Origin of the sequence: Sphingomonas sp. SORGH_AS_0879 (assembly GCF_030819175.1) — a bacterium.
In the GTDB taxonomy this organism is placed as follows: domain Bacteria; phylum Pseudomonadota; class Alphaproteobacteria; order Sphingomonadales; family Sphingomonadaceae; genus Sphingomonas.
Map to the genome: position 1 here is coordinate 534,668 of NZ_JAUTBJ010000002.1, position 23,811 is coordinate 558,478.

29 protein-coding genes are annotated in these 23,811 nt (G+C 66.2%); 17 read left to right on the top strand and 12 right to left on the bottom strand.

Going from position 1 to position 23,811, the window contains the following annotated elements; genetic code table 11:
• Nucleotides 1–51 precede the first annotated feature (51 nt).
• Nucleotides 52–771 carry a murein L,D-transpeptidase catalytic domain family protein gene (locus QE379_RS03125; RefSeq protein ID WP_306997749.1) on the bottom strand — a complete coding sequence of 240 codons (720 nt, stop codon included), beginning with the start codon at nucleotides 769–771 and terminating at the stop codon, nucleotides 52–54.
• 197 nt (nucleotides 772–968) lie between these two features.
• On the opposite strand from QE379_RS03125, the gene QE379_RS03130 reads away from it, so the two are divergent.
• On the top strand, nucleotides 969–1,571 hold the full coding sequence (locus QE379_RS03130) for a L,D-transpeptidase family protein (protein ID WP_306997751.1): 603 nt from the start codon (nucleotides 969–971) through the stop codon (nucleotides 1,569–1,571).
• Nucleotides 1,572–1,716: 145 nt separating this feature from the next.
• Here QE379_RS03130 and QE379_RS03135 read toward each other — a convergent pair whose 3' ends face one another.
• Both QE379_RS03135 and ykgO read right to left on the bottom strand, forming a co-directional pair.
• Complete coding sequence (locus QE379_RS03135; RefSeq protein WP_306997753.1) at nucleotides 1,717–2,376, bottom strand: HAD family phosphatase; 660 nt, start codon at nucleotides 2,374–2,376, stop codon at nucleotides 1,717–1,719.
• A 9-nt stretch (nucleotides 2,377–2,385) separates the two neighbouring features.
• A complete protein-coding gene (gene ykgO, locus QE379_RS03140) occupies nucleotides 2,386–2,511 on the bottom strand; it encodes a type B 50S ribosomal protein L36 (RefSeq protein ID WP_003046794.1) in 126 nt (41 codons plus the stop codon).
• Between the two features lie 218 nt (nucleotides 2,512–2,729).
• On the opposite strand from ykgO, the gene QE379_RS03145 reads away from it, so the two are divergent.
• A complete protein-coding gene (locus QE379_RS03145; RefSeq protein WP_306997755.1) occupies nucleotides 2,730–3,347 on the top strand; it encodes a DUF4136 domain-containing protein in 618 nt (205 codons plus the stop codon).
• 4 nt (nucleotides 3,348–3,351) lie between these two features.
• Entirely contained in the window at nucleotides 3,352–4,458 is a 1,107-nt protein-coding gene (locus QE379_RS03150) for a M14-type cytosolic carboxypeptidase (protein WP_306997757.1), read from the top strand.
• A 148-nt stretch (nucleotides 4,459–4,606) separates the two neighbouring features.
• On the opposite strand, the gene pgmG is transcribed toward QE379_RS03150, so the two are convergent.
• From pgmG to QE379_RS03165, 3 genes are read right to left on the bottom strand one after another with little or no spacing between them, the layout of a single operon-like run.
• Nucleotides 4,607–5,992, bottom strand: a complete 1,386-nt coding sequence (pgmG, locus tag QE379_RS03155) for a phosphoglucomutase/phosphomannomutase PgmG (RefSeq protein WP_307003057.1) — start codon at nucleotides 5,990–5,992, stop codon at nucleotides 4,607–4,609.
• Nucleotides 5,985–6,254, bottom strand: a complete 270-nt coding sequence (locus QE379_RS03160; protein WP_306997758.1) for a DnaJ domain-containing protein — start codon at nucleotides 6,252–6,254, stop codon at nucleotides 5,985–5,987. Before QE379_RS03160 ends, pgmG begins: the two co-directional genes overlap by 8 nt.
• A 22-nt stretch (nucleotides 6,255–6,276) precedes the next feature.
• Nucleotides 6,277–7,110 (bottom strand): division plane positioning ATPase MipZ, encoded by an 834-nt coding sequence (locus tag QE379_RS03165; RefSeq protein ID WP_306997760.1) that lies wholly within the window; start codon nucleotides 7,108–7,110, stop codon nucleotides 6,277–6,279.
• A gap of 75 nt (nucleotides 7,111–7,185) precedes the next feature.
• Between QE379_RS03165 and panC the strand changes: the two genes are divergently transcribed.
• Together panC and QE379_RS03175 are read left to right on the top strand one after the other, a co-directional pair.
• The gene (panC, locus tag QE379_RS03170; protein ID WP_306997761.1) at nucleotides 7,186–8,028 is read left to right on the top strand and encodes a pantoate--beta-alanine ligase; all 843 of its coding nucleotides are present in this window, start codon (nucleotides 7,186–7,188) and stop codon (nucleotides 8,026–8,028) included.
• A gap of 75 nt (nucleotides 8,029–8,103) precedes the next feature.
• A complete protein-coding gene (locus QE379_RS03175; protein ID WP_306997763.1) occupies nucleotides 8,104–8,409 on the top strand; it encodes a hypothetical protein in 306 nt (101 codons plus the stop codon).
• Nucleotides 8,410–8,456: 47 nt separating this feature from the next.
• On the opposite strand, the gene topA is transcribed toward QE379_RS03175, so the two are convergent.
• The 3 genes from topA to plsY all read right to left on the bottom strand — a co-directional run bounded on the left by topA (nucleotide 8,457) and on the right by plsY (nucleotide 12,936).
• Entirely contained in the window at nucleotides 8,457–11,057 is a 2,601-nt protein-coding gene (gene topA, locus QE379_RS03180) for a type I DNA topoisomerase (protein ID WP_306997765.1), read from the bottom strand.
• Between the two features lie 197 nt (nucleotides 11,058–11,254).
• Complete coding sequence (gene dprA, locus QE379_RS03185; protein WP_306997767.1) at nucleotides 11,255–12,334, bottom strand: DNA-processing protein DprA; 1,080 nt, start codon at nucleotides 12,332–12,334, stop codon at nucleotides 11,255–11,257.
• Nucleotides 12,331–12,936 (bottom strand): glycerol-3-phosphate 1-O-acyltransferase PlsY, encoded by a 606-nt coding sequence (gene plsY, locus QE379_RS03190; RefSeq protein ID WP_306997769.1) that lies wholly within the window; start codon nucleotides 12,934–12,936, stop codon nucleotides 12,331–12,333. Before plsY ends, dprA begins: the two co-directional genes overlap by 4 nt.
• A gap of 104 nt (nucleotides 12,937–13,040) precedes the next feature.
• On the opposite strand from plsY, the gene murI reads away from it, so the two are divergent.
• Together murI and hemA are read left to right on the top strand one after the other, a co-directional pair.
• Nucleotides 13,041–13,838 carry a glutamate racemase gene (murI, locus tag QE379_RS03195; protein ID WP_307003059.1) on the top strand — a complete coding sequence of 266 codons (798 nt, stop codon included), beginning with the start codon at nucleotides 13,041–13,043 and terminating at the stop codon, nucleotides 13,836–13,838.
• A 270-nt stretch (nucleotides 13,839–14,108) separates the two neighbouring features.
• On the top strand, nucleotides 14,109–15,350 hold the full coding sequence (hemA, locus tag QE379_RS03200; protein ID WP_373461710.1) for a 5-aminolevulinate synthase: 1,242 nt from the start codon (nucleotides 14,109–14,111) through the stop codon (nucleotides 15,348–15,350).
• A 141-nt stretch (nucleotides 15,351–15,491) separates the two neighbouring features.
• Here hemA and QE379_RS03205 read toward each other — a convergent pair whose 3' ends face one another.
• On the bottom strand, nucleotides 15,492–15,941 hold the full coding sequence (locus QE379_RS03205; protein WP_306997770.1) for a hypothetical protein: 450 nt from the start codon (nucleotides 15,939–15,941) through the stop codon (nucleotides 15,492–15,494).
• A gap of 118 nt (nucleotides 15,942–16,059) precedes the next feature.
• On the opposite strand from QE379_RS03205, the gene rpiB reads away from it, so the two are divergent.
• From rpiB to QE379_RS03235, 6 genes are all read left to right on the top strand, one after another.
• Nucleotides 16,060–16,503 carry a ribose 5-phosphate isomerase B gene (rpiB, locus tag QE379_RS03210; RefSeq protein WP_306997772.1) on the top strand — a complete coding sequence of 148 codons (444 nt, stop codon included), beginning with the start codon at nucleotides 16,060–16,062 and terminating at the stop codon, nucleotides 16,501–16,503.
• Between the two features lie 12 nt (nucleotides 16,504–16,515).
• A complete protein-coding gene (gene glyA, locus QE379_RS03215; protein ID WP_373461711.1) occupies nucleotides 16,516–17,823 on the top strand; it encodes a serine hydroxymethyltransferase in 1,308 nt (435 codons plus the stop codon).
• An 11-nt stretch (nucleotides 17,824–17,834) separates the two neighbouring features.
• On the top strand, nucleotides 17,835–18,026 hold the full coding sequence (locus tag QE379_RS03220) for a hypothetical protein (protein WP_306997776.1): 192 nt from the start codon (nucleotides 17,835–17,837) through the stop codon (nucleotides 18,024–18,026).
• The gene (gene nrdR / locus QE379_RS03225) at nucleotides 18,027–18,494 is read left to right on the top strand and encodes a transcriptional regulator NrdR (protein WP_306997778.1); all 468 of its coding nucleotides are present in this window, start codon (nucleotides 18,027–18,029) and stop codon (nucleotides 18,492–18,494) included.
• A 175-nt stretch (nucleotides 18,495–18,669) separates the two neighbouring features.
• Nucleotides 18,670–18,990, top strand: a complete 321-nt coding sequence (locus tag QE379_RS03230; protein WP_306997780.1) for a GIY-YIG nuclease family protein — start codon at nucleotides 18,670–18,672, stop codon at nucleotides 18,988–18,990.
• Between the two features lie 3 nt (nucleotides 18,991–18,993).
• Nucleotides 18,994–19,719, top strand: a complete 726-nt coding sequence (locus QE379_RS03235) for an RNA methyltransferase (protein ID WP_306997782.1) — start codon at nucleotides 18,994–18,996, stop codon at nucleotides 19,717–19,719.
• A 153-nt stretch (nucleotides 19,720–19,872) separates the two neighbouring features.
• On the opposite strand, the gene QE379_RS03240 is transcribed toward QE379_RS03235, so the two are convergent.
• Nucleotides 19,873–20,181 carry a chorismate mutase gene (locus QE379_RS03240; protein WP_306997784.1) on the bottom strand — a complete coding sequence of 103 codons (309 nt, stop codon included), beginning with the start codon at nucleotides 20,179–20,181 and terminating at the stop codon, nucleotides 19,873–19,875.
• A 106-nt stretch (nucleotides 20,182–20,287) separates the two neighbouring features.
• Here QE379_RS03240 and QE379_RS03245 point away from each other — a divergent pair, with 106 nt between their 5' ends.
• The 3 genes from QE379_RS03245 (at nucleotide 20,288) to QE379_RS03255 (ending at nucleotide 21,906) form a co-directional block, all read left to right on the top strand.
• Nucleotides 20,288–20,524, top strand: a complete 237-nt coding sequence (locus tag QE379_RS03245; RefSeq protein ID WP_306997786.1) for a hypothetical protein — start codon at nucleotides 20,288–20,290, stop codon at nucleotides 20,522–20,524.
• Between the two features lie 158 nt (nucleotides 20,525–20,682).
• Nucleotides 20,683–21,297, top strand: coding sequence for a 30S ribosomal protein S4 (gene rpsD / locus QE379_RS03250; RefSeq protein WP_267435281.1), 615 nt, complete (start codon nucleotides 20,683–20,685; stop codon nucleotides 21,295–21,297).
• A gap of 120 nt (nucleotides 21,298–21,417) precedes the next feature.
• The gene (locus QE379_RS03255) at nucleotides 21,418–21,906 is read left to right on the top strand and encodes a GNAT family N-acetyltransferase (RefSeq protein WP_306997788.1); all 489 of its coding nucleotides are present in this window, start codon (nucleotides 21,418–21,420) and stop codon (nucleotides 21,904–21,906) included.
• A 36-nt stretch (nucleotides 21,907–21,942) separates the two neighbouring features.
• Here QE379_RS03255 and QE379_RS03260 read toward each other — a convergent pair whose 3' ends face one another.
• Nucleotides 21,943–22,086, bottom strand: coding sequence for a hypothetical protein (locus QE379_RS03260; protein ID WP_306997790.1), 144 nt, complete (start codon nucleotides 22,084–22,086; stop codon nucleotides 21,943–21,945).
• A 93-nt stretch (nucleotides 22,087–22,179) separates the two neighbouring features.
• On the opposite strand from QE379_RS03260, the gene QE379_RS03265 reads away from it, so the two are divergent.
• Nucleotides 22,180–23,811 (top strand): M28 family metallopeptidase, encoded by a 1,632-nt coding sequence (locus tag QE379_RS03265; protein WP_306997792.1) that lies wholly within the window; start codon nucleotides 22,180–22,182, stop codon nucleotides 23,809–23,811.

Genomic DNA, 23,811 nt, shown 5'->3' on the forward strand with positions numbered 1-23,811 from the left:
CCCTCCGTCAGGCCTGCGGCCTGCCACCTCCCCGTGCCGGGGAGGATTGGATCACACCTTGGCGGCGTAGATCATCCGGCCCGGACCGAGATTGGCGAACACCCGGTCCAGATCGCTTTCGCCGACCGCGAAGCAACCCTGGCTGCGGCCGAGCATGCCGTGCGTCTTGATCATGTCGCGATTGGCGTACCAGGCCGAATGCACCACGATCGCGCGACCCAGCGCGTTGTCGTTGGTCGGGTCCAGCCCGATCAGACGCTGCGACCGGCCATGTTTGCCGACATAATAATCGTCGGTCAGGAACGCGCCTTCCGAGCTGGCATTCGAGTTGAACGCGTTGGAAAAGCGCTGAAGATAGCCGCTGTGCGATGGGTCCGACCCGCTGCCGTGCGAGACGAGCAGCGAGGTGCTCTTGCCGCTGACCAGATCGACCAGATGGAGCCGGGGTTCGGACGAGCCGACCGCGAAATCGACGATCGCCATCCGGTCGCGCTGGCGCACCCGCGCGCCATGTTGTTGCAGCGAGGCCATCGCGGCCCGCAGCAGCGCCGGGCGAACCACCCGCGACGAGGCGAGGATCGGTTGCGCCGGAATGGGCGAGGGCATCGTCGGATGGCTGGGCAGCGGCGGCTGGCGAACGGGCCGCAAATCACCGGCCGTCAGCCGTTCGCGAGCACCTGCCGCCCCCGGAACCGCGAGCGCACCGGCCAAGACCAGCGCGTTCTTCAGCAGCGCGCGCCGACCCGGCGCAGCGTCCAGATTATCGAACATTATGATCCTTCAAACCCCAGAAATCCCGCGACTCCGATGTAGCAGAGAAGGGGCGGTTTTTCTCCCCGTCCCGTCTCGGTTGATCGCTTGGTTCCATCGATTCGGCGAAAGTTCCGCTCCAGCGCAAAAAATTTCGCTCGGCACAAATTGTCTATTGACGGGTTTAAGAAATTATGAACTCGCCAAGGAAAAGGGACATGAAGGCACTCGCTCTTGCCGCCCTGCTCGGCGTCACGACGCTGGGTTTCGCCGCACCCGCCATCGCCGAAGAGGGGCCGGGCACCGTCACGGTCGCCCAGGCCGCCGCCGCGCTGGCCCCCAACCGATTCGTCTGGACCGATTCGCAGATGACGGCGGTCGATCCGGTGGCGCAACCGGTGACGGTGGTGGTCAGCCTGCCGATGCAGCGTGCCTATGTCTATCGTGGCGACGCGATGATCGCCGCCGCCTCGGTATCGACCGGCAAGGACGGCAAGGACACCCCGACCGGCGTCTTCCCGATCCTGCAAAAGCGCGAAATGCATCGCAGCAATCTCTATAACGACGCGCCCATGCCGTTCATGCAGCGGCTGACCTGGGACGGCGTCGCGCTTCATGCGGGCAACAATCCGGGCTTTCCGGATTCGCATGGCTGCATCCGTCTGCCCACCGCCTTCGCCAAGAAGTTGTTCGCAGTCACCTCGGTTGGCACGACGGTGATCGTCACCGATCAGATGGTTGGGGATCATTTCGACCCGGCGCTGCTGGAAACCGAGACGATGCAGGCGAATCAGACGCAGATGGCGTCGTTGGAGCGGTGAGGGTTGGGCGTGGCCCCGTCGACTGCCCGCGAAGGCAGGCGCTCAGGACAGGCTTCGACTTCGCTCAGGCTGAACGGACGTTGGATTGATCTCCGCCCCTCCGTTCGCGCTGAGCGAAGTCGAAGCGCACGGGATGACGTTTGGCCTATGCAACCAATCCCAACGCCCGCAACTGGGGCCGCAACGTCGCCTCATCGGTGAAGTGCAGCGCATGAATGCCCATCGCCGTCGCCGCGTCGATATTGGCGCGATTGTCGTCGATGAACACCGCCTCATGCGGCTCCAGCCCGAATCGGGCGAGCGCGAGGGCGTAGATGGCGGGATCGGGCTTCACCAGCTTTTCCGCCCCCGACACCACCACGTCGCGGAACCGGTCGAACAGCGCCGCTTCGCGCGCACGGAAGGGCGGCCAGAATTCATGGCTGAAGTTCGTGATCGCGAACAAGGGCACGCCAGCCGAATCGAGCTCGGCGACCAGTTCGTGCATCCCCGGAATCGGATCGCCGATGCTGTCGTTGAAGCGCGGGCCCCAGGCGGCGATCAGATCGCGATGTTGCGGATACAGCGCGGTCAACTCCGCCGAGGTGTCGGCGAAGTCGCGTCCCGCATCATGCTGGAAATGCCATTCGGTCGTGACGACATCGCGCAGAAACGCATCGAGCGCCCGATCGTCCGCGATCAGGCGCCGATACAGGATCCGGGGATCCCAGTCGTACAGGACGCGACCGACATCGAAGATGACGGCGGTCGGCCGATCGGCACGCAGTCCGGGCAGGGTGCCCGTCCCGTTCGAATCGATCGGCATCAGGGCTGATTAGCCCTGGCGCGCCTTGAAACGACGGTTGGTCTTGTTGATGACATAGGTGCGGCCGCGACGGCGGATCACGCGGTTGTCCCGGTGGCGATCCTTGAGCGACTTCAGGGAATTGCGGATCTTCATGATCGATTCGCTTCTTTTGAACTGGAGGGTGATCTGGAAAGCGTCGCCGCCTAGTGGCAACGACGCGTCAAGTCAAGGTTGGGCGGCTGCTTTGGCGCGTGGGGCATGACATGTGCGTCACACGTCATGCATCCGGAACGCGGCCTCTTCCGCCGCCGGATCAACCCCCATATGTCATGCGTTGCCCATCCGTAACATCCTCCAAGGTGCTCCTGTCCATGAAAGCCCGTTCGCTCCTGATCCTCGCGGCCGCCGCCGGAACGCTGGCCGCCTGTTCCACCACGGGTGGGCGCCTGCCCCCGACCGAGGTGATTCGCTATCATCTGGGCGAGCCGATCGCGCGCGGCACGATCCGGGTCGAGCCGCTGTCCAACACCGGCCCCGCCAGCATCGAGTTCAAGACCTATGCCGCCGCCGTGGAAACCGCGCTTCTCCGCAACGGCTATTCGGTGGCGCAGGGTGATGCGCAGCCCGATTTCATCGCGACCGTCGCCTTCACCCGCGCCAACCGACTCGGCCCGCCGCGTCCCTCGCCCTTCTCGGTCGGTCTGGGGGGCGGCAGCTTCTCGGGCGGTCGCGGCGGCGGTGTCGGGCTGGGCGGCGGCTTGAGCTTCCCCATCGGCAAGAGCCGCCCGCAAGAGATCATCGGCACCGAATTGTCGGTCCAGATCAAGCGCCGCGCCGACCAGTCGCCCATCTGGGAAGGCAGCGCGCGCAACATCGCGCCGGTCGAGGCGCTGGCCCGGATCGATGCGCAGGCGCAGGCGGCGAAGCTGGCCGATGCGCTGTTCACCAAATTCCCCGGCGAGTCGGGCCGCACGGTCGAGGTGAAGTAAGGGCATGACGCTGACCATCAACGCCTCCTTCGACGGCGGCAATATCCGCCTGGTCGGGATCGAAGGTGACCGTGTCGACCTGGAGATCATCGCCGACAAGGATTCGGACTTTTACCAGTGGTTCTATTTCCGCGTCGGCGGGGTGAAGGGGCGGATGCTCACCTTCCGCATCCTGAACGGCGCGGGGTCGGCCTTCCCGCAAGGTTGGCCCGGCTACCACGTCCGTGCCTCCACCGATCGGCGGGATTGGCGGATGACGCCGACGACCTATGCCGATGGCGTGATCGAATGGCAGTGGACGGGCGAGTCGGACCTGGTCTGGTTCGCCTATTTCGAGCCCTATACGATGGAGCGGCACCATGATCTGGTCGCCCGGATCGCGGCTCGGGGCGTCCATCATGAGGAGATCGGCCAGAGCCTGGACGGTCAGCCGATCGACTATTTCCGCTTTGGCGACGGCCCCAAACAGGTCTGGCTCTATGCCCGCCAGCATCCGGGCGAATCGATGGCCGAATGGTGGATGGAGGGTGCGCTCGACTGGCTGACCGGCCCGGCGGCGGCGGATCTGCTGGCGAAGGCGACCGTCCATGTCGTGCCCAACATGAACCCCGACGGCACGCGGCGCGGGCATCTGCGCACCAATGCGGCCGGGGTGAACCTCAACCGCGAATGGCATGACCCGACCCCGGAGCGCAGCCCGGAAGTGCTGTGCGTGCGCAATCGGATGGACCGGACCGGCGTCGACTTCGCCATCGACGCGCATGGGGACGAGGCGATCCCGGCGAACTTCATCGCGGGGTTCGAGGGGATTCCGAGCTGGACCGAGGAGCATGGCGCCAAATTCTATGAATTCGGTCGCCGCCTGGCCGCGCATACGCCCGATTTCCAGACCCAGATGGGCTATGAGAAGTCGAGCGCGGGCCATGCCAATCTCGCCATGTCGACCAACCAGCTTGCCGAGCGGTTCGGCGCGGTGTCGGTGACGCTGGAAATGCCGTTCAAGGACCATGATCCCAACCCGGATGCGGTGCACGGCTGGTCCGGCGAGCGTTCGGCCAAGCTGGGCGTGTCGTGCCTGGAGGTGCTGTCCGGGATGATCGGGGAGATTTGATCCGGGTGGGGGGATGCCTTTTTGGGAAAGCCATCCCCTTGGCCTTCGACTGCGCTCAGGCTGAACGGAGCGGGGGGATTTTGATCCAACGTACCAAAGGCCGTTCAGCCTGAGCGAAGTCGAAGGCCACGACCTGCACGCGCCGGAACTACCGCCGCACCCCCTGTGCCGACAGATAGCGGTCCATTTCCGCCAACACCCGTTCCAGTCCCGTAATGTCCCCCGACTCGGCCCGCACGGTCAGCGCGGCTTGGGTATTGGAGGCGCGCAACAGCCACCAGCCATCCGCCGTCCGCACCCGGACGCCATCGGTATCGTTGACCTCCGCGCCGTCCTGGGCGAGCGCCGCCGCCACCCGCTCGACCAAGGCGAACTTGTCCGCCTCCGCCACCGCGATCCGCGTCTCGGGGATATCGACCGTCGCAGGCATCGCACCACGCAAGTCGGTCATCGATCGGCCCGCGAGATGCACCGCGCGGATCAGGCGGATCGCGGCGTAATGCGCGTCGTCAAAGCCGTACCATTCGCCCGCGAAGAACATATGGCCCGACATCTCGCCACCCAGCGGAGCACCGGTTTCAACCATTTTGGACTTCATCAGGCTGTGGCCGGTCTTCCACATCACCGGCTGGCCGCCCAGGCGTTCGATATGGTCGAACAGCGTCTGGCTGGCCTTCACATCCGCGACGATCGGCGCGCCGGGATGATCCACCAGGGCGGGGCTCGCCAGCAGCATCAATATCTGGTCGCCCCAGATCACCCGCCCCCGACCATCGACCGCGCCGATCCGGTCGCCATCGCCGTCGAAAGCGAATCCGAAATCGAGCCGCTTCTCGGCGACCAGTGCCTTCAGCGCGTCTAGATTGGCCTCGACCGTCGGATCGGGGTGATGATGCGGGAAATGACCGTCCACATCGGTGAACAGCGTGTGATGCTCACCCGGCAGGCGCTGGACCAGCTTTTCCACGACCGGCCCCGCCGCGCCACTGCCGCAGTCCCAGCCGATGCGATACTCGCCGCCCGCATAGCCCGCCATCAGCCGGTCGACATAGGCGTCGAGAATGTTGCGATCCTCGACCACGCCGGTTCCTTGGGTCCAGTCGCGCGCGGCGGCCATGCGCGCCAGGTCCTGCACGTCCTCGCCGAAAAAGGGGCGATGGCGAAGGACCATCTTGAAGCCATTGTCGTCGCGGGGATTATGGCTGCCCGTTACCTGTACGGCGCCGTCCACCCCTAGGGTCGCCTCGGCGAAATAGACCATCGGCGTGGGGCCCAGGCCCAGACGGACGACGTCGACCCCGCTGTCGGTCAGCCCCTCGACCAACGCGGCCTCCAGCGCGGGCGAACTCAGCCGCCCGTCGCGCCCCACCGCGACGCGGGTGCCCCCGGCCCGGCGCACCCGCGTCGCGAAGCCCCGCCCGACCGCATAGGCCGCGCCTTCGTCCAGCGTCTCGGGAACGGTGCCGCGCACATCATATTCGCGGCAAGCGCTGGGGTGGATGGCGGCGACCCGTTCGGCCCCCCGATCACCCATGGCGGCGGTCCAGCAGCAGGTCGCGCGCCGCATTGACCCGGCGCGTCAGGTCAGCCGAGCCGCCGCGATCGGGATGAACCTGCGCCACCAGCCGCCGATGCGCCTGTCGGATCGCGTCGGCATCGGCATTGGGCGGCAGGTCGAGGACCGCCAGCGCCTCCGCCTCGTCACGCGGCAGGCGGGGCCTGGGGGCGGACCTGGCCGGACGCGGCATGTAGCGCCACACCAGCCAGATCACCGCCAGCGCGATCAGCCATTTCACGCTCCGAGCATCCGCCGCGCCGTCATGCCGCCGGGCTGGCGGCGGCAGCGGCCTTCGCGTCCGGCGTTCCCTCTTCCGCCCAGGCTTCGGGCAGTTGCAGCGCCGCCATCATCTCGCGCAATTCCTGCCGCGCGGCGACATGACCCAGCCCCATCGCGCCGAATTCCTTGGCGTCGATCATGGTCAGGCCGTTGGGGAACATCTCGCGATAGATGACGCGCTCGCCCAGCCCGGGGATCACCCGGAAGCCGACCCGCCGCGACAATTGGAGCAGCGCGTCGGACACGCGGCGCATGTTGCGCGCCTCGATATGCTGGAGCCGGTTGCGCAGCACGACCCAGTCGATGGTGGTGCCGTCCGCCCGTGCCCGCTGCTTGCGCGCGTCCCAGATCAGTTCGGAATAGAAGCTGGGGCGGGTGACCTGGAACGTCTCCGGGTCGACCTGTCCGATCAGGTCGAAATCGACGAAGCTGTCGTTCATCGGCGTGACCAGCGTGTTCGACAGCGCCGCCGCGGTGCGCGCGAAATGGTCGTCGCGGCCCGGCGTGTCGACGATCAGGAAGTCGGCATCGTGCGAGAGACGGAACCAGAGTTCCTCGAATCCTTCCTCGGTCTGGCTGCTGTGCGTCGCGTGGACCGGCATGGGCAGGGCATGGCCGGTGCGCCGAATCGTCTCGGCCCGATTGTCGAGATATCGGCCCACGGTCCGCTGCCTGTGATCCAGATCAAGGCACGCCACGCGCGCGCCCTTCGCGGCCAGAGCGATGGCCACGTGAACCGCCGTCGTCGATTTGCCAGTGCCACCCTTTTCATTGGCAAACACGATCACATGGGTTGAAGATAGCCGTTCCGGCAACTCGTCGCTTCCTTATTGATCCCCGTTGCCACCCTTCATAGAAGCCCTGGGCCTGGGGAACGAGGGGTAAAATCAGTGCAAGTCATTCGGGATCGCGAAGCCTTGGTCGCGGCGCTCGCCGCCATGCGGGCCGAGGGCGCGCGCGTGGCGCTGGTGCCCACCATGGGCGCGCTCCATGCCGGTCACATCGCGTTGATCGAGGCGGCGAAGCGGCCGGGGACCAGGGTCGTCGCGTCGATCTTCGTGAACCCGAAGCAGTTCGGCGCGGGCGAGGATCTGGGCCGCTATCCCCGGCGTGAAGCGTCCGACCTGCGCATGCTGAACGAGGCGGGATGCGACCTGGTCTGGATGCCCAGCGTCGAGATCATGTATCCGGAGGGCCATGCGACCAACATTCGCGTCACGGGCGTCAGCGAAGGCTTTGACGGCGAATCGCGCCCCGGCCATTTCGACGGAGTCGGCACCGTCGTCGCCAAGCTGTTCAACCAGATCGGCCCCGATGCCGCCTATTTCGGCGAGAAGGATTTCCAGCAGCTGGCGGTGATCCGTCGCATGGTCGCCGATCTCGACTTTCCGATCGAGGTGGTCGGCGTGCCGACCCAGCGTGAAGATGACGGCCTCGCTTTGTCGTCGCGCAACATCTATCTGGACGAGGAAGAGCGGGCCAAGGCCGTCGCGCTGCCCCGCGCGCTGGGCGTCGCGGCCCGCGCGATCGGGCGGGGCGAGGATGTCGCCACCGTTCTGGCCGATGCGCGCGCCACGCTGACCGCCGCGGGGTTCGAGGTGGATTATGTCGCGCTGGCCGATGCCGAGACGCTGGTCCCCGATCCCGCCGCCGACCGCCCCCGCCGCCTGCTGGCCGCCGCCCGCATGGGATCGGCGAGGCTGATCGACAATATCGCTATATCGGATGGTTAACGAGTTAACGAATTTGTGACCGTTTTGGCCATAGGCTAACCCTCGGACACAGGATGTCCGGCAAAAGGGTGGGACATGGCCAATAGCAGCAAGTCCGCGCATTTCCTGATGGAAAGCCGGTATGCCGATCGGGTCGCGAGCGATGACGGCGCGACCCTGTACGATCTGGGGGTCGCCTATTCGACCGGGTCGGGCGGCACGGCCATCGACCTGATCGAGGCGCACAAATGGTTCAATCTGGCGGCGGTCGCGGGCTTCCTGCCCGGGCAGATCGCACGCTCGGAAATCGCCGGCGACATGACCGCGCGTGAGATCGCCGAAGCGCAGCGTCAGGCCCGCGCCTTTCTTCAGGGCGGCATGCAGCAGATGCGCGCGGCCTGAACCCTCTCACGACCGCGCGTTGACTGCCCCGGCAGGGAAGGCCGGGATCAGCCTTCGCCCGCCGTCGCCTTGGGTGCCGTCTTCTTCGGGGCCGCCTTCTTCGCCGGAGCCTTTTTGGCCGGCGTCTTCTTGTCCGCCGACGCCTTCGCAGGTGCCTTCTTGGCTGCGGCCTTCTTCGTCGGCTTCTTGCGCGCCGGAGCCGCCGCCGCCCGCGCGTCGATCAGTTGCGCGGCCTCTTCCAGCGTCAGCTGGTCCTTGTCGACCGTCTTGGGGATGGTCGCATTGGTCTCGCCATCGGTGACGTAAGGGCCATAGCGGCCTTCCATCAGCTTGATCTCCGCCTCGGTGCGCGGATGCTTGCCCAGTATCTTCAGCGGTTCGCGCGACGCCGTCGTGCGCGCCCCGCGTCCGCCGCCCGCTGCGGCTTCGGCCAGCTTGACCACGGCGGCGTTCATGCCCGTCTCGAACACCTCGGCGGTCGAGGTCAGGCGCGCATATTTGCCGCTATGCGCCAGATAGGGGCCATAGCGCCCGATCGACGCGGTGATCGGCTCGCCCGTTTCCGGGTGGTTGCCGATGGTGCGTGGCAGGCTGAGCAGCTTGAGCGCCCATTCCAGATCGAGATCGACATCCTTAGGGATCGAAGCGCGCTTGGCGTCCTTGCCCTCGCCCAGCTGGATATAAGGGCCGAATCGCCCGGACTTGCGCTCGACCGGCAGCCCGGTCTCGGGGTCCTGGCCCAGCGTTTCCGGCCCCGAATCCTCGCCCGCGCCTTCGCCGCCCTGCGCGAATCGGCGGGTGAACTTGCACTCGGGGTAATTGGAGCAGGCAATGAACGCGCCAAATCGACCGCCGCGCAACGCCAGCTTGCCCTCGCCGCAATTGGGGCAAAGGCGCGGGTCCGATCCGTCCGCCTTTTCCGGGAAGAGATAGGGCGCGAGAAACTGATCCAGTTCGGCGGTAATCGCCGAGGGCTGTTGCTCCATCACCTCGGACGTGCGCGGCTTGAAGTCGCGCCAGAAGGCGTCGAGCACCGCCTGCCACTGGGCGCGGCCGCCGGACACGTCGTCCAGTTCCTCTTCCAGCTCGGCGGTATAGTCGTAGCCGACATATTTCTCGAAGAAGCGCTCCAGGAACGCCGTCACCAGCCGCCCGCTCTCCTCGGCGAAGAAGCGGTTCTTCTCGACGCGGACATAGGCACGGTCCTTCAGCGTCTTGATGATCGAGGCATAGGTGGACGGACGCCCGATGCCGAGTTCCTCCATCCGCTTGACCAGCGACGCTTCGGAAAAGCGCGGCGGCGGCTGGGTGAAGTGCTGCTCGGCCTTGACCTCCTTCTTGGCGGGCGCATCGCCTTCGCGCAGGCGGGGGAGGCGGCGCGCCTCCTCGTCCTGGCTGTCGTCCTGGCCTTCCTCATAGAGCGCCAGATAGCCGGGGAAGAGCACGACCTGGCCGGTCGCGCGCAGCAAATGGCGGCCGGTGCCGTCGGCCATGTCGATGGTGGTCCGCTCCATCCGCGCCGAGGCCATCTGGCTCGCCAGCGCGCGCTTCCAGATCAGGTCGTAGAGGCGGCCATGATCGCCCGAACCCGCACGATCGCGCGAGAAGTCGGTCGGGCGGATCGCCTCGTGCGCTTCCTGGGCGTTCTTCGCCTTGGACTGATAGACGCGCGGCTTGTCGGGGACATAGGAGGCGTCATAGCGATCGGCCACGGCTTTCCGCGCCGCCGAGATGGCCGACCCGTCCATCTGGACGCCGTCGGTACGCATGTACGTGATCGCGCCGTCCTCATAGAGCTGCTGCGCGATCCGCATGGTGTGATCGGCCGAGAAGCCCAGCTTGCGCGCGGCCTCCTGTTGCAGCGTGGAGGTGGTGAAGGGCGGCGGCGGATTGCGCGTCGCGGGCTTGGTCTCGACCGACTGGACCTGGAAACGGCCCGCCTCGACATCCGCCTTGGCGCGGGTCGCGTCGCCTTGCGTGCCGATCGACAGGCGGTCGAGCTTCTTGCCCTCCCACTGGACCAGCCGCGCGACGAAGGGCGTGCCGTCCTGCTCCATATCGGCCGTCACCGACCAATATTCCTGGGGCTTGAACGCCTCGATCTCGCGCTCGCGCCCGACGATCAGGCGCAGCGCCACCGACTGGACGCGCCCCGCCGACTTGGCGCCGGGCAGCTTGCGCCACAGCACCGGCGACAGCGTGAAGCCCACCAGATAGTCGAGCGCGCGGCGCGCGCGATAGGCGTCGATCAGGTCGGTATCCAACTCGCGCGGGTTCTGCATCGCGTGGAGGATGGCGGGCTTGGTGATCGCGTTGAACGTCACGCGCTCGACCTTGTCGGGCAGCGCCTTGCGGTTCTTCAGCACCTCCTGCACATGCCAGGAAATCGCCTCGCCCTCGCGATCGGGGTCGGTGGCCAGGATCAGGCGGTCGGCCTTCTTGGCCTCGTCGGCGATCGCCTTGAGCTGGCGCGCCTTGTCCGCGTAATTCTCCCACTCCATCGCGAAATTCTGGTCCGGGTCGACCGAGCCGTCCTTGGGCGGCAGGTCGCGGACATGGCCATAGCTCGCCAGGACGCGGTAGTCCGAACCCAGATATTTCTCGATGGTCTTCGCCTTGGCGGGCGATTCGACGATGACAAGCTGCATGAGTGGTAAAACTACGTCCCTTACGTGTGTACGCGAGGATGGGGAGGGGGCGGGGGGCCGTCAAGCGGGTTGGCGGGTGCGTGGCGGACGGCGGGACGTGGCCTTCGACTTCGCTCAGGCTGAACGGCGCCTGGGATATAGGTCGCACATACCACCACCCGTTCAGCCTGAGCGAAGTCGAAGGCCACGCGACGCGCTTACCCCAGCGCCACCCGGCCCCCGGCATGGCGCTCCAGCCGTCCGGCCAGTTCCAGTTCCAAGAGGATCGTCTGGACGATCGCCGGGGGGCGCCCGCTCTGGCGGATGAGTTCGTCGACCGTCACCGCCACCGGGCCGAGCAGGTCGGTGACGCGGGCGCGGTCGGCATCGCTCGCCTCTTGGGGAAGCGGCGGCGTATAGATGCTGCCCGGTGCGCGGACCATGCGCGGGTCAATCGGGCGGATCTGTTCGAGGATGTCCCCCGCCGACTGGATCAGCGTCGCGCCCTCGCGAATCAGCATATTGCACCCCTGCGCGCGCGGATCGGCGGGGTGGCCGGGCACCGCCATGACCTCTCGCCCCGCCTCGCCCGCCAACCGGGCGGTGATGAGCGAGCCGGAACGCGGTGCGGCCTCAACCACCACCGTGCCTTGCGCGAGCCCGGCGATGATCCGGTTGCGCGAGGGGAAGTGGCGGGCGAGCGGCTGCGTTCCCGGCGGCTGTTCGGCGATCAGCAGGCCGCGTGTAGCCACCTCCTCCTGCAACCGCGCGTTTTCGGGCGGGAAGGCGATGTCGATGCCGCTGGCGATGACGCCGATCGTCCCGCCCTCCAGCGCGCCGATATGCGCCGCCGTGTCGATCCCGCGTGCGAGGCCGGAGGTGACGGGGACGCGGTGCGAGGCCAGATCGTGCGCCAATCCGCGCGCGAAGCGGCAGGATGCGGCGGAGGCGTTGCGGGCACCGACCAACGCCACCCCGCCGCGCTGCGCCAGCCCCATGTCGCCGCGCACGATCAGCGCGGGCGGGGCGGTATCCAGCTCTGCCAGCAAAGTGGGATAGTCGGCCTCGCCCAACAGCACATGCCGTGCGCCAAGCCGTCCGACCGCCTCGATCTCCCGGGCGATCAGCGCGGGATCGGCAGCCTTGGGAGCCTCGCCGCCGCCGCGCCGGGCAAGACTGGGCAGCGCCTCCAGCGCCGCCGCCGCATCGCCGAAGCGCGCCATCAATTGCCGCCAGGTGACGGGCCCGATGCCGTGCGTCCGCAACAGCCGAAGCTGCGCGAACCGGGCGTCGCTCACGGCTTCTTGCGACCGATGCGCGGCTCGGTCCCGGCGAGCAACCGCTCGATATTCGCGCCATGTTTCCAGATGACGATCAGCGCCAGCGCGATCAGCAGGAGGACCAGGTCGAACCGCCCCATCACCGCCGCGGCGAGCGGCGCACTGATCGCCGCCGCCATTCCGGCCACCGCCGAGATGCGGACGATGGCGAGCAGCCCCAGCCACACCACCGCATAGACGACACCTAGCGGCCAGTAGAGCGCGGTGACGACGCCCATCAGCGTCGCGACACCCTTGCCGCCGCGAAACTTGAGCCAGATCGGATAGCAATGGCCGATGAACGCCGCCGCCGCCGCCAGCACTTCCTCACCCGGCAGCCAATGACGCACCAGCAGAACGGCGGCGACACCCTTCAACAGATCGAGGATCAGCGTCGCGGCGGCCAGCCCCTTGCGCCCCGTCCGCAACACGTTGGTCGCGCCGATATTGCCCGAACCGAGCTTGCGAAGGTCGCCCGCGCCCGTTGCCTGCGTCAGGATGATGCCGAAGGGAATCGATCCCAGCAGATAGCCGATCAGCAAAGCCCAGGTCGGCGGCCCCCAGATGATTTCGGTCGGCAATGGTCTTCCCCTGTGCTCCGGGTACAGACATAGAACATCGGTCATCGTCTGTCCAATCCGGCGACATGCTGGTTTCGCTCGCCCAAGCCGCTTACAAGGCGGCGATGAGCGACGTGCGACCCATTTTGTTCTTCGATTCCGGCGTCGGCGGACTGTCGATCGCGGGGCCCGCGCGAGAGGCGTTGCCGACCGCGCCCTTCGTCTATGTCGCGGATAGCGCGGGCTTTCCTTATGGCGAGAAGAGCGAGGCGGAGATTGCGGGGCGCGTCCCCGCGCTGCTCGGGCGGCTGGCGGAGCGGTATCGACCGCGCCTGATCGTGATCGCGTGCAACACCGCCTCGACCATCGCTCTGCCCGCCGTGCGCGCCGCGCTCGATCTGCCGGTGGTCGGCACGGTGCCCGCGATCAAGCCTGCCGCCGCGATGAGCGAGACGCGGACCATCGGCGTGCTCGGCACCCGCGCGACGGTGCGGCAGGCCTATGTCGACGATCTCGCGACACGGTTCGCGGGCGATTGCCGGGTGATCCGGCATGGCTCGGCGGAACTGGTGGAACTGGCCGAGGCGAAACTGCGGGGTGAGCCGCTGTCGCGCGAGTCCTTCGTGGCGGTGCTGGACGGGCTGTTCGGGCAGGAGGGGGGCGAGCATGTCGATGTGATCGTCAATGCTTGCACCCATTTCCCGCTGGTTGAGGCGGAGCTGGCGGCGGCGGCGCCCCATGCGGTGCGCTTCGTCGATGGCGGGCCCGGAATCGCGCGGCGAATCGCGTTCCTCACCCAGGGGCAGGACTGGCCCGACTCGGCGGGCGAGGGTGTGGCGGTGTTCACGCATCTGGGCGAGCGCGAGGCCGCGTTGCGACCGGGACTGGCGGCGCGGGGCTTTTCGCGCATCGCGGCACTGTAACCCCCTCACCTCCGGCCAGGCTGAGCGAAGTCGAAGCCCAAGGGAAAGCCCAAGCGAAAGCCTCACCGCGAACCCACCCCATGCACTTCGACTTCGCTCAGTGCGAACGGCGGGGTACCTGACCGGAGGTTGGGTGGGGGGGAGGAACGTTGCGAACCATCCGCATCGGGAACCCTTCGATCCGTGGGACAATATGTCCACCATGATCGATCACAGTAAGCGCAGTTCCCGACTCGATTCATTTACGTCTTCGGCCTACATTGCGACCCCATGAGCATCGAGGGCACGGACGCGCGCGTGGATTATTCCCGCGTCTTCACCCAGGCGATCGACCGCCTGCACGCCGAGGGACGTTACCGCGTCTTCATCGACATTTTACGCAACAAGGGCATGTTCCCCAATGCGCGGTGTTTCGCCGGGCATAACGGACCCAAGCCGATTACGGTCTGGTGCTCCAACGACTATCTGGCGATGGGGCAGCATCCCAAGGTCATCGCCGCGATGGAGGAAGCGCTGCACGATGTCGGCGCAGGCTCGGGCGGCACGCGCAACATCGGCGGCAACACGCATTACCATGTCGATCTGGAAGGCGAACTCGCCGACCTGCACGGCAAGGAAGCGGCGCTTCTGTTCACCAGCGGCTATGTCTCCAACGAGGCGACGCTGGCGACGCTCGCCAAGATCCTGCCCGGCTGCGTGATCTTTTCCGACGAACTCAACCATGCCTCGATGATCGCGGGGATCCGCAATTCGGGGTGTGAGAAGCAGGTGTTCCGCCACAACGACCTGGCGCATCTAGAGGAATTGCTGGCGGCGACCGATCCGGCGGTGCCCAAGCTGATCGCGTTCGAGAGCGTCTATTCGATGGAGGGCGATGTCGCCCCGATCGCGGCGATCTGTAATCTCGCCGACAAATATAATGCGCTGACCTATCTGGACGAAGTGCACGCGGTCGGCATGTACGGCCCGCGCGGCGGCGGTATCTCGGAGCGCGACCAGGTCGCCCACCGGCTGACCGTGATCGAGGGGACGCTGGGCAAGGCGTTCGGGGTGATGGGCGGCTATATCGCGGCCGACCGGATGATCGTCGACGTGATCCGTTCCTATGCGCCGGGGTTCATCTTCACCACCTCGCTGTCGCCGGTGCTGGTCGCGGGCGTGCTGGCGAGCGTGCGCCACCTCAAGCAAAGTTCGGTCGAGCGCGAGGGCCAGCAGGCCGCCGCGGCGAAGCTCAAGGCGATGATGCGCGACGCTGGCCTTCCGGTGATGATCGGCGAGACGCATATCGTGCCGGTGATGGTCGGCGACCCGGTCAAGGCGAAGAAGATCAGCGATATCCTGCTCGCCGAATATGGCGTGTACGTGCAGCCGATCAACTACCCGACCGTGCCGCGCGGCACCGAGCGCCTGCGCTTCACGCCGGGGCCCGCCCATGACGGAGCAATGATGGCGGAACTGGTCTCGGCGCTGGTCGAGATTTGGGAGCGACTCGAGTTGAAGATGGCAGCGTAAGTTGGGTTTTTCCTCCCCGGCACGGGGGGTGGCAGGCCGAAGGCCTGACGGAGGGGGGCTTCGACGAAGGCCGTCCTGTGTGGCGCTCCCCCTCCACCATGCTGCGCATGGTCCCCCTCCCCGTGCCGGGGAGGATCGGGGTTATTTCTTGCAATAACCCTCGCCGGTCTTCACCGTCAGGCACTGTGTCTTGCCCGCCAGATATTTCAGCCCCGTCGCATCGCCATTGGTGGGGCGTAGCGTCTCGCGCACGCCGTCGCGTTCGAAGACGATGGTGTCGCCCACCGCATCGCCCTTGAACTCGCCCTTATGGTCGAGATCCCATTGCATTTCCATGCGATAGCGGCCCGGCGTCGCGGCGTGCTTGATATAGAGATACATCCCTTCCACCCCGATCCAGCGACCGACATAATCCGGGGCCTTGGCCTTGGGCATACCGGTGAAGGTCGATCCATCTCCCGCCGGACCCGCCGTGGCGGTCGCGCTGGGGCCCCCGACCGAGGCGGCGGCGGTATTGTTCACGGCCTCCGGCGTTTCGCGCGAGCAGGCGGTGAGGGTGATCAGGGCGGACAGGATCAGGATGCGCTTCATCCGGCGCAGAACCGCCGTACCCCGTCCCACGTTCCGCGACCGAAGGGGTAGCCATCCGCTCCGAGCGCGCGTAAAGGCGCACCCATTCCATTCCTACCCCGTCAGGAGCGCCCGTCCCATGCGCATCGCGATCGCATCCGATCATGCCGCCGTCTCTTTGAAGACCGTGCTGGCGGACTGGCTGCGCGAACAGGGGCATGAGGTGCTAGACCTCGGCACGGACGGCACGACAAGCGTCGATTATCCCGATTTCGGCCGGGCGGTGGCTGAGGCACTGGCCGATGGCCGTGCCGAGCGCGGCGTGGCGCTGTGCGGCTCGGGCATCGGCATTTCGATCGCGGCCAATCGCAACCCCGCCTGCCGCTGCGCGCTGGTGTCCGAGCCGTTGTCGGCGGCGCTCGCCCGCCAGCATAACGACGCCAACGCCATCGCCATGGGCGCGCGCGTCATCGGCGAGGAAATGGCCAAGGCCTGCCTCGACACATTCCTGTCCACCCCGTTCGAGGGCGGACGTCATCAGCGTCGCGTCGACATGCTGACCGCCGCGCCCGCCCAGAATTGAACGCCCGAGGATATGCACCCCATGAGCACGCTTAACGACGTCCAGCCCGCCGGTTTCTTCACCCGCACCCTGGCCGATGCCGACCCCGCCGTCTTTGCCGGTGTTAGCCACGAACTGGAGCGCGAGCAGACCCAGATCGAACTGATCGCCAGCGAGAACATCGTCTCCAAGGCGGTGATGGAGGCGCAGGGCTCGGTCTTCACCAACAAATATGCCGAGGGCTATCCGGGCAAGCGCTATTATCAGGGTTGCGCCCCGTCGGACGAGGTCGAGCAGCTTGCGATCGACCGCGCCAAGCAGATTTTCGGTTGCGACTTCGTCAACGTCCAGCCGCATTCGGGCGCGCAGGCGAACGGCGCTGTCATGCTGGCGCTGGCCAAGCCCGGCGACACGATCATGGGCCTGTCGCTTGATGCGGGCGGGCACCTGACCCACGGCGCCAAGGCGGCACTGTCGGGCAAGTGGTTCAACGCGGTCCAGTACGGCGTCAATCCCGAAACGCACATGATCGACTATAACGAAGTCGCCCGGATCGCGCGCGAGAGCCAGCCCAAGATCATCATCGCGGGCGGATCGGCCTATCCCCGCGTCATCGACTTCGCCAAGTTCCGCGCCATCGCGGATGAGGTCGGCGCCTATTTCATGGTCGACATGGCGCATTTCGCGGGCATCGTCGCGGGCGGCCTGCACCCGACCCCGTTCGGCCATGCGCATGTCGTGACGACGACCACGCACAAGACCCTGCGCGGTCCGCGCGGCGGCATGATCATGACCAATGACGAGGCCATCGCGAAGAAGATCAATTCGGCGGTCTTCCCCGGCCTTCAGGGTGGCCCGCTGATGCACGTCATCGCCGCCAAGGCGGTCGCGTTCGGCGAGGCGCTCCAGCCCGAATTCAAGACCTATATCGCGGCGGTCGTGGAGAATGCCCGCGTGCTCGCGGCGACGCTCCAGTCGCGCGGGGCGAACCTGGTCGCGGGCGGCACCGATACGCATCTGGCGCTGGTCGACCTGACCCCGCTGGGCATCACCGGCCGCGACGCCGACGAGGCGCTGGAGCGCGCGGGCATCACCTGCAACAAGAACGGCATCCCCAACGATCCGCTGCCCCCGATGAAGACCAGCGGCATTCGCGTCGGCTCGCCTGCCGGGACCACGCGCGGTTTCGGCCCGGCGGAGTTCGAGCAGATCGGCCATATGGTCGCCGATGTGCTCGACGGTTTGAAGGCCAAGGGCGAACATGGGGACCCGGAGGTCGAGGCGAACGTTCGTGCCCGTGTGCGTGAGCTTTGCGCGCGCTTTCCGATCTATCAGGGATAAGGACGTTACCGATGGCCAAGATCGACCAGAAGATTTCCGAAGTCCAGAACGACATCAAGTCGACGCCGGGCCTGGGCAAGAGCATGGCGAAATGGGGCGCGCTCGGCGCCGTGGTCGCGATCCCGGTGCCGTTCGTCGGCCCGGTCCTGGGCGCGGCGGCGGGTGCCGGCTACGCCTATTTCAAGGCAAAGAAGAAGGCCTGAATGCGCTGCCCCTTCTGCGGCCATGAAGACAGTCAGGTAAAGGACAGCCGCCCCACCGAAGATGGGGCGGCCATCCGCCGCCGCCGCCAGTGCGAAGGCTGCGGCGCGCGCTTCACCACCTTCGAGCGCATCCAGTTGCGGGAACTGTTCGTGCTGAAGAGCGAGGATCGGCGTGAGCCGTTCGACCGTGAGAAGCTGCTTCGGTCCATCGCCATCGCCACGCGCAAACGCCCGATCGATCCGCTGCGGGTGGAGAAGCTCGTGTCCGGCATCCAGCGCCAGTTGGAAACCAGCGGCGAGGGCGAAGTGTCCTCCAAGCGCATCGGCGAGATGGTGATGGAGGGGCTGAAAGGTCTCGATTCGGTCGCCTATATCCGGTTCGCCAGCGTGTACCGCGAGTTCGGCGAGGCTAAGGATTTCGAGGCGTTCGCGGGGACGGTGGAAGAGGTCGCGCCCAAGGGGGAGTAGGCGTGTGGTGGGGTTCGGGCATGGGCTTCGACTTCGCTCAGCCTGAACGGAGATGGGTATTCTGGGCTTGGCAAAGACAGCCGTTCAGGCTGATCGAAGTCGAAGCCCAAGGGAATGCCTTGCCCCCAACCATTGTCGCGATAGCATCGGGCGATTGGTCGATGGGAACCGGACAATGGCCTTCTACGGCTACATCCTCCGCTGCTCGGACGGCAGCTTCTACACGGGCCATACCGACAATCTCGAACACCGCATCGCCCAGCATCAATCCGGCGACCTCCCCTGCTACACCCAGACCCGCCGCCCGGTGGAACTGGCCTGGACCCAGGACTTCCCCACCCGCCACGAAGCCCTGACCGCCGAACGCCAGATCAAAGGCTGGTCCCGCACCGAGAAGAGCGCGTTGATCGCATCGGACTGGACGACACTCAAAGAAGCCGCGATACCGCACTCCGAACGTGCCCTTCGACTTCGCTCAGGGCGAACGGAAGATTGAGTTTTGTCGAACAGCCAACCCCCCGTCATCGTCCTGGTCCGCCCGCAGCTTGGCGAAAATATCGGCAAGGCGGCGCGCGCCATGCTCAATTTCGGGCTGGTCGAGATGCGCCTCGTCACGCCGCGCGACGGCTGGCCCAATCCGCAGGCGGGGCCCGCGGCCTCGGGTGCGGACATCGTGCTGGAACAGGCCAAGGTCTTTGAGAGCGTCGCCGAGGCGGTCGCCGATTGCTCGCAGGTCTATGCCACCACCGTCCGCAAGCGCGGCGTGACCAAGCCGGTCGTCACGCCGGAAGAGGCCGCGCGCGAAATCCATGCCGATACGACCGGCCGCGCCGCCTTCCTGTTCGGCCCGGAGCGCTCGGGACTGGAGACCGACGACGTGGCGATCGCGCGCAAGATCGTCACCGTGCCGATCAACCCGGAATTCGGCAGCCTCAATCTGGCGCAGGCGGTGATCCTGATCGCCTATGAATGGTCGAAGGGCATGGCGCTGGCCCAGCCGCCCGAGGTCGCATTGCCGGATGTCGCGCCGCAGGGTGAACTGGACGGGATGATCGACCAGTTGGAGGATATGCTCGACGGCGCGGGCTATTTCTTCCCGGAGGATCGCACGCCCGCGACCAAGCGCACGCTGCGCACCCTGCTGACCAAGCCCGGCTGGTCGAGCCAGGAAATCCGCACGTTGCGCGGGGTGCTCTCGACGCTGGCGCGGCCCCGCCAGCGGTAAGGGGGCAAATCCCAAAGCCCCGTTCAGCCCGGTAACCATCCCTCCGTTCGGGCTGGGCGAAGTCGAAGCCCACGCCGATCGGGGTGTTCGGCGGAGCTTGTCCCTTGGGCTTCGACTTCGCTCAGCCTGAACGGAGCTTGGGTAAGGGGGCCGTTACCCGCGCGTCCGGTCGAACGTCGCCAGTTCATAGGCGATCGATCCCTCGACCAGCGTTTCCCACATCTCCGCGATTACCGCCTCGGGCACACCCAGCCGCTTCGCCTCGGCGCGCGCCTGCTCGATCACCTGGGTCTTGCGGTCTTCGTCGCGCACCCGGTCGCGGGTCGGTTTGATCCGCGCGGCGGCATCCATATAGGCGAAGCGGCGCGCCAGCAGTGCGACCAACTCACGGTCGGTCTGGTCCACGCCTGCGCGGACCTCCGCCATGGTCGTGCAATCGGGTCCGGCGAGGATATGAGTCATGGGAAGGGCTCTGCCGGGCGGCGTCCCTGCTGTCCAGCCCGGCTTGCGATGGGGCGACGGATCGCGTTAGCTTGCCGAACATGCTGTTCCGACGGGAGATAGGACGATGCTGACCGGTTGGCTGTTGCTGGCCCTGACGGGGCAGGAGGTTCAACCGACGCCCGCGCCGCCCAAGGTGAAGGACAAGGAAAGGACGATCTGTCGCAGTGAGGGGACCACGGGATCCCGGCTGGGCGGACGTCGCGTCTGCCACACGCGCGAGGAGTGGGACATGATCGCCGCCAATGCGCGCAAGGATGTCGAGGATGCGGCCAGTCGCATGACCACCGCGCAAGGCAACTGATCCCCGCTTCGCTTGACTCGGGTGGGCCTGTCCGCTAGGCGCGCCCCTTCGCAATTGCCCCCGCATCCCGGTGAAGCGGTGGGCCTGCGCTTGTCTCACAAAGACGGGCATGGTGCGATACCGGGACCAACGTCGTTCGTAGTTGCTAAGGAATATACATGTCGAAGCGTCAGAGCGCAAAGTACAAGCTCGACCGCCGTATGGGCGAGAACATCTGGGGTCGTCCCAAGAGCCCGGTCAACAAGCGTGAATACGGCCCAGGCCAGCATGGTCAGCGTCGCAAGGGTAAGATGTCGGACTTCGGTCTGCAGCTTCGCGCCAAGCAGAAGCTGAAGGGCTATTATGGCGACGTGACCGAGAAGCAGTTCAAGGCCTGCTATCAGGAAGCCGCCCGCATGAAGGGCGATACCTCGCAGAACCTGATCGGCCTGCTCGAGCAGCGTCTGGACATGATCGTGTACCGCGCCAAGTTCGCGCCGACGATCTTCGCCGCGCGCCAGCTGGTCAGCCACGGCCACATCCGCGTCAACGGCGTGAAGTGCAACATCGCGTCGCGTCGCTGCTTCGTCGGCGACGAGATTTCGCTGGGCTCGAAGGCGACCGAAATGGCGCTGGTCATGGAAGCACAGCAGCTCGCCGAGCGTGAAGTGCCCGACTACGTCACCGCCGACGGCAACACCAAGGTCGCGCTGACCCGCGTGCCGACGCTGGACGAGGTGCCCTATCCGGTGAAGATGGAACCGAACCTGGTCGTCGAATTCTATTCGCGCTAAGTTTTCGGGTCTTACCGAATGCGAAGAGGCGGTCCTTCGGGGCCGCCTTTTTTCGTTCTGGATATGTCATGATCGGTCAAGCTGTCGTCGTGATTCCGCCACGAATCCTGGCGAGCCGTGATGGCCATGACGATCATCCGCCCCGCCCGCTTTCCCGAAGACGCGACGTCCGTGCTGGACATTTGGCGAGAATTTGTCGCCAGCCCGAGCGTCAGCCTGGACTATCAGGGCAATGAGGCGGAGTTCGCCGTGCTTCCCGGCAAATATGCTCGGCCAGCGGGGTGCGTGTTGCTCGCCGATCGGGGCGGCGCCATCGACGGATGCATCGCCTTTCGTCGGGTGACCCCGGCCATCGCCGAGATGAAGCGCCTTTATGTGCGGCCCAGGGCGCGCGGCGAACGGCTGGGCCATGGACTGGTGAAGCGGTTGATCGAAGAAGCCCGCGCGGCGGGCTATTCGGAAATCCGCCTCGACGTGCTGGCGGAGTTTACGCAGGCGCAAAAGCTCTATGCCGAGTTCGGCTTCGTTCCGGCCGAGGCGGTGTCCTATAATCCGTTACCTGGCACGGCGTTCCTGGGGCTTAAGCTGGAGCCGTCCTCTACCCTGTAGATCGGGTCGATACACCTCGGCCACATGCCACCCAGGCTATCCACTCGCGTGCTTGTTCTGCACGATCGCGACGATGACGGCGGCGGCCATTCCCAAGGGAAAGAACAGGCCGAACTTGCCGAACAGCAGGCCGATAAGGCCGAATATGACCAGCACGGCCGGAGGTGACAGCTTTTTCATATCGCCAGACTGAAGCCCCCGCCGCCCTTTGGCAAGCTTGCCCCGAACCCCGACGCCGGGCACAAGGCGAGCATAACAAAGGGGAAGTTCATCATGCGCCGTCTGGTCCTATTGTCCCTTCTGCTCTCGGGCACCGCCATCGCGCAGCAGCAGCCCGCCATTTCGGTCGATACGCTGAAGACGGTCACGCAAACCCTGTCCTCCGACGAATATGAAGGCCGAGCGCCCACCACCCCCGCCGAGGACAAGACGGTCGCGTACATCATCGACCGCTTCCAGAAGGCGGGGCTGAAACCCGGCAACAAGGGAAGCTGGACCCAGGACGTGCCGATGGTCGAGATCACCGCCACCGACGTTCAGCCCTTTACCGTCAAGGGCAAGGGCGCGCCGATCCCGCTCGCCTATCGCACCGACATGGTCGTCGGCACCTATCGCGTGACCCCGCGCATCGACCTGACGACCAGCGAGATGGTCTTCGTCGGATACGGCATCACCGCGCCCGAAAAGGGCTGGGACGATTATGCCGGGGTCGATGTGCGTGGCAAGACGGTGGTCATCCTGGTCAATGACGCCGACTGGCAGACCATGGGGCGCGAGGGCCCGTTCGAGGGGCGGGCGATGACCTGGTATGGCCGCTGGCCGTACAAGTTCGAGAATGCCGCCAAACATGGCGCCGCCGCCGCGCTGATCGTGCACCAGACCGAACCCGCGGCTTACCCCTGGGCGGTGGTGCAGTCGTCGTGGACCGGACCGCAACTCGAACTGGACGAGGCGGGCGACCATATGGACCAGAGCCAGATCATCGGCTGGCTGCAACAGGCGATGGCCGAGCGTATCCTGAAGGCGGCGGGCAAGGACCTCGCCACGCTGACCAAGGCGGCGCAGACCAAGGGGTTCAAGGCGGTGCCGCTGGGCCTGACCCTGTCGGGCGGCTTCACCAACGCGATCCGGCGTCAGGCGTCGAAGAATGTCATCGGCCTGCTGCCCGGCACCACCGAGCCGGGGGATTATGTCCTCTATTCCGCGCATTGGGATCATCTGGGCCGCTGCGACGCGGTGGACGGCGACGATATCTGCAACGGCGCGCTCGACAATGCGAGCGGCGTGGCGGGCCTGGTCGCGCTGGCCGAGGCGCAGGCCAAGGCGGGGCCGGCGAAGCGCTCCATCGCCTTTCTGGCGGTAACGGCGGAGGAAAGCGGACTGCTTGGTTCTGGCTATTATGCGCAACATCCGGTGTTCCCGCTCGCCCGCACGGTCGGCGGGGTGAACATGGACGGGCTGAACGTCACCGGGCGCTCGAAGGACTTCGTTCTGGTCGGCAAGGGCAAGTCCGAGATCGAGGATCTGGCCAAGGGGCTGGTCGGCGCGCAAGGCCGCTATATCGGTGAGGAAGCGAACCCGGAGCGGGGCAGCTATTACCGGTCCGACCATTTCTCCTTCGCCAAACAGGGGGTTCCGATGCTCGACGGCGGGTCGGGACAGGACAAGGTGATGGGCGGCGTCGCGGCGGGCAAGAAGGCGAGCGAGGACTATGTCGCGCACCGTTATCACAAGCCCGCCGATGAATATGATCCCAACTGGGATTGGTCGGGCGCGGTCGAGGATTTGACGGTCTATTATCAATTGGGCAGGACGCTGGCGGACCGGCCGGGCCTGTGGCCCAACTGGTATCCCACCGCCGAATTTCGCGGTATTCGCGATCAAAGCAGGAAGAATGCCCAGTGA

Coding starts and splice junctions, on each gene's coding strand:
- QE379_RS03125 (WP_306997749.1), bottom strand. CDS start 771: ATGTTCGATAATCTGGACGCTGCGCCGGGTCGGCGCGCGCTGCTGAAG.
- QE379_RS03130 (WP_306997751.1), top strand. CDS start 969: ATGAAGGCACTCGCTCTTGCCGCCCTGCTCGGCGTCACGACGCTGGGT.
- QE379_RS03135 (WP_306997753.1), bottom strand. CDS start 2,376: ATGCCGATCGATTCGAACGGGACGGGCACCCTGCCCGGACTGCGTGCC.
- ykgO (WP_003046794.1), bottom strand. CDS start 2,511: ATGAAGATCCGCAATTCCCTGAAGTCGCTCAAGGATCGCCACCGGGAC.
- QE379_RS03145 (WP_306997755.1), top strand. CDS start 2,730: ATGAAAGCCCGTTCGCTCCTGATCCTCGCGGCCGCCGCCGGAACGCTG.
- QE379_RS03150 (WP_306997757.1), top strand. CDS start 3,352: ATGACGCTGACCATCAACGCCTCCTTCGACGGCGGCAATATCCGCCTG.
- pgmG (WP_307003057.1), bottom strand. CDS start 5,992: ATGGGTGATCGGGGGGCCGAACGGGTCGCCGCCATCCACCCCAGCGCT.
- QE379_RS03175 (WP_306997763.1), top strand. CDS start 8,104: ATGGCCAATAGCAGCAAGTCCGCGCATTTCCTGATGGAAAGCCGGTAT.
- topA (WP_306997765.1), bottom strand. CDS start 11,057: ATGCAGCTTGTCATCGTCGAATCGCCCGCCAAGGCGAAGACCATCGAG.
- murI (WP_307003059.1), top strand. CDS start 13,041: ATGAGCGACGTGCGACCCATTTTGTTCTTCGATTCCGGCGTCGGCGGA.
- hemA (WP_373461710.1), top strand. CDS start 14,109: ATGAGCATCGAGGGCACGGACGCGCGCGTGGATTATTCCCGCGTCTTC.
- QE379_RS03205 (WP_306997770.1), bottom strand. CDS start 15,941: ATGAAGCGCATCCTGATCCTGTCCGCCCTGATCACCCTCACCGCCTGC.
- rpiB (WP_306997772.1), top strand. CDS start 16,060: ATGCGCATCGCGATCGCATCCGATCATGCCGCCGTCTCTTTGAAGACC.
- glyA (WP_373461711.1), top strand. CDS start 16,516: ATGCACCCCATGAGCACGCTTAACGACGTCCAGCCCGCCGGTTTCTTC.
- QE379_RS03220 (WP_306997776.1), top strand. CDS start 17,835: ATGGCCAAGATCGACCAGAAGATTTCCGAAGTCCAGAACGACATCAAG.
- nrdR (WP_306997778.1), top strand. CDS start 18,027: ATGCGCTGCCCCTTCTGCGGCCATGAAGACAGTCAGGTAAAGGACAGC.
- QE379_RS03230 (WP_306997780.1), top strand. CDS start 18,670: ATGGCCTTCTACGGCTACATCCTCCGCTGCTCGGACGGCAGCTTCTAC.
- QE379_RS03240 (WP_306997784.1), bottom strand. CDS start 20,181: ATGACTCATATCCTCGCCGGACCCGATTGCACGACCATGGCGGAGGTC.
- QE379_RS03245 (WP_306997786.1), top strand. CDS start 20,288: ATGCTGACCGGTTGGCTGTTGCTGGCCCTGACGGGGCAGGAGGTTCAA.
- rpsD (WP_267435281.1), top strand. CDS start 20,683: ATGTCGAAGCGTCAGAGCGCAAAGTACAAGCTCGACCGCCGTATGGGC.
- QE379_RS03255 (WP_306997788.1), top strand. CDS start 21,418: ATGGCCATGACGATCATCCGCCCCGCCCGCTTTCCCGAAGACGCGACG.
- QE379_RS03260 (WP_306997790.1), bottom strand. CDS start 22,086: ATGAAAAAGCTGTCACCTCCGGCCGTGCTGGTCATATTCGGCCTTATC.
- QE379_RS03265 (WP_306997792.1), top strand. CDS start 22,180: ATGCGCCGTCTGGTCCTATTGTCCCTTCTGCTCTCGGGCACCGCCATC.